The organism is Hydrocoleum sp. CS-953 (assembly GCF_002260545.1).
GTDB lineage: Bacteria > Cyanobacteriota > Cyanobacteriia > Cyanobacteriales > Microcoleaceae > Trichodesmium.
In genome coordinates, this window is record NZ_LGSU01000947.1 from 1 (window position 1) to 5,601 (window position 5,601).

General features: G+C 35.3%; 5 protein-coding genes and 1 pseudogene. 1 reads left to right on the forward strand and 5 read right to left on the reverse strand.

The genetic code is table 11. From position 1 onward, the window contains the following. Window positions 1-79: 79 nt before the first annotated feature. The 4 genes from AFK68_RS13075 to AFK68_RS13090 all read right to left on the reverse strand — a co-directional run bounded on the left by AFK68_RS13075 (window position 80) and on the right by AFK68_RS13090 (window position 3,427). The gene (locus AFK68_RS13075) at window positions 80-589 is read right to left on the reverse strand and encodes a diacylglycerol kinase family protein (protein WP_094673193.1); all 510 of its coding nucleotides are present in this window, start codon (window positions 587-589) and stop codon (window positions 80-82) included. A 103-nt stretch (window positions 590-692) separates the two neighbouring features. After that, entirely contained in the window at window positions 693-1,250 is a 558-nt protein-coding gene (gene ybeY, locus AFK68_RS13080; RefSeq protein ID WP_094673194.1) for an rRNA maturation RNase YbeY, read from the reverse strand. A gap of 39 nt (window positions 1,251-1,289) precedes the next feature. Beyond that, complete coding sequence (locus tag AFK68_RS13085; protein WP_094673195.1) at window positions 1,290-1,493, reverse strand: DUF3285 domain-containing protein; 204 nt, start codon at window positions 1,491-1,493, stop codon at window positions 1,290-1,292. A 959-nt stretch (window positions 1,494-2,452) separates the two neighbouring features. After that, the gene (locus tag AFK68_RS13090) at window positions 2,453-3,427 is read right to left on the reverse strand and encodes an alpha-E domain-containing protein (protein WP_094673196.1); all 975 of its coding nucleotides are present in this window, start codon (window positions 3,425-3,427) and stop codon (window positions 2,453-2,455) included. A gap of 84 nt (window positions 3,428-3,511) precedes the next feature. Between AFK68_RS13090 and AFK68_RS36720 the strand changes: the two genes are divergently transcribed. Continuing rightward, window positions 3,512-3,673 carry a hypothetical protein gene (locus AFK68_RS36720; RefSeq protein WP_168186447.1) on the forward strand — a complete coding sequence of 54 codons (162 nt, stop codon included), beginning with the start codon at window positions 3,512-3,514 and terminating at the stop codon, window positions 3,671-3,673. A gap of 849 nt (window positions 3,674-4,522) precedes the next feature. Here the strand turns inward: AFK68_RS36720 and AFK68_RS13100 are convergent. Further along, window positions 4,523-5,601 (reverse strand): annotated as a pseudogene (locus AFK68_RS13100) (GNAT family N-acetyltransferase); the annotation flags it as partial.

Consider the following 5,601-nt stretch of genomic DNA (forward strand, 5'->3'; position numbering starts at 1 on the left):
AATTATAGCTGTGGCAAAAGTAATTTTTGCTGTGAAAATTTAGATATTTTCAAGTAAAGAATCACAAACAACTGAATTCCTAGCTGCCAAGAGCAGAAATAACTATATCGAATAAAGGAGGTAAAATCAAATAACTTGCCACAAGTAATGCTACTATTGCTGAAACTAAAACTGCACCAGCAGCACAATCTTTAGCAATTTTTGCTAATTCATGGTAATGCTGTTTAACAGTTAAATCTACCACTGACTCAATAGCAGTATTTAACAATTCCATAGCCATTACTAATCCAATTGTTAATACAATAACAACAGTTTCTATTGGTTGTAATTTTAATAAAATACTCAAACTAATAGCGACAATACCAATAAAAGTATGAATGCGAAAATTACGTTGAGTTTGGAAAGCATAAGATAATCCTGCCCAAGCATATTTGAAGCTAGTAAAAAGACTATTTGCTACTTGCCAAGATAATTCTCTGTTCAGTTTCAATGTCTTTTTAGGAGTATTTGGTTTGGAAGTAGTAGAATTTTTCGGTTGATGTATAAAAGGCACTTCATCGTAGGAGATTGATGACTCATTAAGTTTCATAAAGTATCCACCTCAGTTTGATTTTATATGCAAGGCCCAAATAATATGAGACTTGCTCGATTAATAGTTTATCCAAAAAGTCAAAAAGTTACTTTGAGTTTAGTCAATGCTCTGGAGTGATTTGTTCCCCAATAGTAATTCCAAGAGCATGAAGCAAAAATAACTGTTGTTTGAGCATCTTTTGCCAACTTGCTTCGTCTTGGTGATCCCATCCCAGCAGATGTAGAAAACCATGGGCAGCTAGCCAAGCTAATTCTGTTTTTAATGGATGCCCCTGTTTTTTGGCTTGCCGAAATGCTGTCTCAATGGAGATTACTATATCACCCAGATATAGTTGTAAATCAGAATCTACTACTTCTGGTTGAGGAACATTTACTTCCAGAGTGGCAAAGGCTAAAACATCTGTTGGCTGATTCTGGTAACGATATTGACTATTAAGGGTTTGAATTTCAGAATCGTCTGTTAAACGTAGACTCAGTTCATAATTTTGAGCAACTGGAATATCTGGTTGTAGGATTTCTAGCCATTTCCAAAACCAATATTCCCAATTCTGGGAAGATATGGGACAAAAGTTATCCGAATCTTCCTGGGCCTTTAATTGCTTTTCTTCTGATGAATAAGATGACCAAAAACAATCCTGAATACTTACTTCCAAATACAACCGGATAATTCTCCTTTCCGTTAAAAAATGGGATTTTGATTATCTTGTTAGATAGGCAAGACCAACCAAAATGCCTATAAGTGTAATGGTTGTTAGGGCAAAATGTTTGAGGGATGTACCACCTTTCCTTACCATATTTCTCATGGCTAGTTTGACATAACTAGGTTTTGCTTCGGTTGTGGAAGTATTGGTTTGTGTCTCTGTTTGTTCGGGGTTTTGAGTCGATGAAGATAAATTACTCATAAAAATCAATGGGTTAAAGTTTTCTAGTAGTTGTTCTTTCTCGAATATGAGTTTGAAATTGATTAAAAAGTTAATACTACTATAACAATGATNTTTGTATAGTTTACCAATTAGGGTTGATAAATAAGGTTATAGTTTTTCCCTGTTTCTAGTTAAGCTATTCCCTCTCTGGATTGATACAGTAGTTTTGGAGTCTTGGAGGTAGAAAGTTTTAGGACTTTAGGGAATAGGGAAGAGGGGACACTGAAAAGAAAAAGAAATATATAGTAGTGGATATTAGTTGTATAGGAAGTCTGTAAGATGAAAACTTGATTGACCAATAGTCATTTCAATTATCAGCTATACCAATAGAAGAATTAATATCAATAGGACTTACGCCAACACCATGTATATAGTGTTCAAAACTATAACGTTATAGTTTTTTGACTCTATATATAGTACCTCTGCGTAAGTCCCGATCGAGTCTCATTAATTAGCCATCATCAAAATGTTTTTCTCTTTCAAATTGCTCCCTATTCTCTAATTCCCTTGTAGTAGACTGACACACCTTAAATAGTGCATTAGATTGAATTCAAAAGTCATGCATTCAAAAGTAAGAATTTTCCAGTTAAAATCTATTGCACAGTTTTACTTGTGTCAGTCCAGTAGGGCGAGTTTAATAGAATATATGCAAAATATCCAGCCTTGCTTATCACCCACCCGTACAATTTTTTAACATTTAATTATTGCTCTGCTGATTAAATATAAAAGCATTTATAGATAAATATTTTAGCCTTTTTAGCTCTGGAAAAAGTACCTAATTTTCACCTCTTTATGCTCAAAAAGGAGGGCATTTTGGGCGGATAGTTGAGCAAAAAAATTATTCCTTTAGTTCCATGCAACGTCCCTACCTACTCCTCCGCTCCCCTACCCCTGAAAAAAGACTTTTTCAGCAAAGCCTAATTATTAATTGTTAAAAACTACGAATTAATTAACAACTGGCTATCAGTAGATTTCAGGTCAAAAAATGTTTCAAAAATTTGCTCTCCAGTTTGATTTATTCGAGTTTGTAAATTGTCGAGAAATTCGTGTAAACCTATTTGAACTATTTCTTCAACAGTTAAATAATCTAACTCAGAACGTAAACGACCTAATACTTTTTCTACAGGATGTTTTCTAATACCTGAAGTTGGTCTAATAACTTGATGGAGCGATCGCTCTGCTTCAGTCAAACAATATTGAATTGAACGGGGAAACTCTCGGTCTAATATTAAAAATTCTACTACTCCATTAGGAGTAATTCGATGTTGTTGACGTTTACGATACATTTCATAAGCACTTGCTGACTTTAACAATGCCATCCATTGCACTTCATCTAGTGGAGTTCCAATATCTTGAATTGAAGGCAAAAGAATATAATATTTAACATCAAGAATACGGCTAGTTTTATCAGCTCTTTCTAAAAATCTGCCTATTCTACCAAAATGCCATCCTTCATTATGACTCATAGTGGCATCCATAATTCCTGTAAAAAGATGCCCACCCATTTTTACTTCCTCAAAAAATTCTGGTAATTGAGAAGTTTTTAAACCACTATTAGCCACATCTTTTACCATTAAATAAAATGAGTTAACTTGCTCCCACATTTCTGAAGAAATAATTTCCCGAATAGAACGAGCATTTTCTCTAGCAAACCGTAGACAAGAAAGAATTGAGTTATGATAATCTCGGTCAAAAGTGAGAAATTGAATTACATTTGCTTCTGTTACTTCACCATAACGTTCTTGGAATAAAGCCAAATCTCCAGTGGTAATAACTATTGGTTGCCACTGTTGAACTAAACTAGGAGAATCTAAAAGTAAATTTAGATTAACATCAACAAATCGAGCAATATTTTCTGCTCTTTCAACATAACGATTTAACCAATAAATTGAATCTGCAACACGACTTAGCATAATTAATTTTGATTGAAGAAGGAAGAAGAAAGAAGGAAGAAGGAGGAAGGAGTAAATAGGGCTTGCTGATTAAATATCAAAGGATTGACAAATAAAGGTTTGAGCAATTTTCAGCCCGGAAAAAGTAGCAGCTTTTCGGTGAATAGAGGGGAAAAAGTGGGGATTTTGGGTAAATATGGTAGAAAAATCACTCAAGGTATTCTTTCGACCAACTTCTCTATAACTCCTATTTCTCCTGACTCTTAACTACTCCCTACTCCCTACTCCCTACCTCAACAAAAAGACTTTTTCAGCAAAGCCTAAATATAACATTTCTATCTTATAGCAATCAGAAATCAGATGTGAAAATTTTAATGTTCCATAAAAGTCTAGAAGATAGCGGTTCTCATATTCGTAAAATACAATTTCTTCTTGGTTCCCTGTTCCTGAAAATTTGACAATATCTGATACCTCAAAATTGAAAAAGGAACAAGGAAATATTAAGTAAAAGATGGGATTTACCTTCTTTGCCAAGATTCATCCCTTGGTTCACCAACACCTCTGAGTAATACCATTTCTCAAAAATTTTTCTACATTTGATTGAGTAGGGGAGTAGGGGNCAAAATTGAAAAAGGAACAAGGAAATATTAAGTAAAAGATGGGATTTACCTTCTTTGCCAAGATTCATCCCTTGGTTCACCAACACCTCTGAGTAATACCATTTCTCAAAAATTTTTCTACATTTGATTGAGTAGGGGAGTAGGGGAGTGTAGGGACGTTGCATGCAACGTCCGTACGGGAGAAGTAAAAATAGGGATAATCAAAGATTAAATTGTCTCAAATCAGCAAAAAAGTAATTATCCAAAGGTAATTACTTAATAACTGAAGTCTTCATCAAGTATAGCATTAATGCATGGGAATTGGTATTATCCCTTTCACCGTCTAAATTTTAGCCGCCTAACGCACCCTACTGGAATTTGAATTTTTCAGGTTTTTAGTCTATAAAATCTTACTTTTGACTTTTGACTTTTGACTTTTGAATTTTGAATTTTTCAGGTTTTTAGTCTATAAAATCTTACTTTTGACTTTTGACTTTTGACTTTTGAATTTTGAATTTTAAGAATTCCCCTGACTAAAAGGTAAATCTTCATTAATTCTATCCATTTCTAACTGCTCCATTTCATTAACTTGCCCAATGTAAGATAAAAAGATTTTTGACAAACGATTATGATAAAATCTGTGCATACTATGGTTAGCTGTAGCAGGAAAACCACGGCGTTTTTTATGTCGCCCTCCAGCACCAGGATCAAAACTATTAACACCATGCTCGATCGCCCATTCTATCGGTGCATAATAACAAGCATCAAAATGTAAACAGTCTATTTCATAACTACTACCCCAGTAACGTCCATAAAGGCGATCGCCCTTGGTAATACAAAATGACATTCCGACTGGCAACCTATCATCATCTTCACTATAACCAGCAACAAATAATACTCGATGGCGAAAGTCGTGATGTAACTGTTCAAAAAACCGCTTCGTCAGATATTTACTTCCCCACCAACCAAATTTATCGCAGGTACTCTCGTAAAAAGTATACATCTTAGAAAACAACGCTTTCGGTATGTCATCCCCAGTGAAAGTCTGCATTTGCAAACCAGCTTTTCCTACTGCTTTTCGTTCCCGCTTAATATTACGACGTTGGTTAGCATTAAATACCTTCAGGTAGTCGTCAAAAGTTTGATAACCATGATTTTGCCAAATGTAACTATGATGGAGCCAATTGGTAAAACCATTACGTTTGATAATAGGGTGCCATTCTGGATCGACATAGAGAAAATGACATCCAGAAATATTGTGGCGATCGCAAAAATGGTCAATCTCACTGACCATCATACCCGTTATCTCATCCTCATCTTCCCCAGGAGCAATCAAAAATCTATACCCTCAGCAGGAGTAAAAGGCGACATTCCCAATAATTTCGGGTAATACTCAATACCTATGCGATAGGCAACTTCGGCCCATTGATGGTCAAAGACAAACTCCCCTTGACTGTGCCCCTTGACATATAGCGGTGCTGCTGCTATGAGTTGCCTGTCTCGCCATACCGTTAAATGTTGCGGTAGCCATCCACTTCTACCACCGACACTACCAGATTTTTCCATATTGTGGAGCCAGTCCCACTCTAGGAAGGG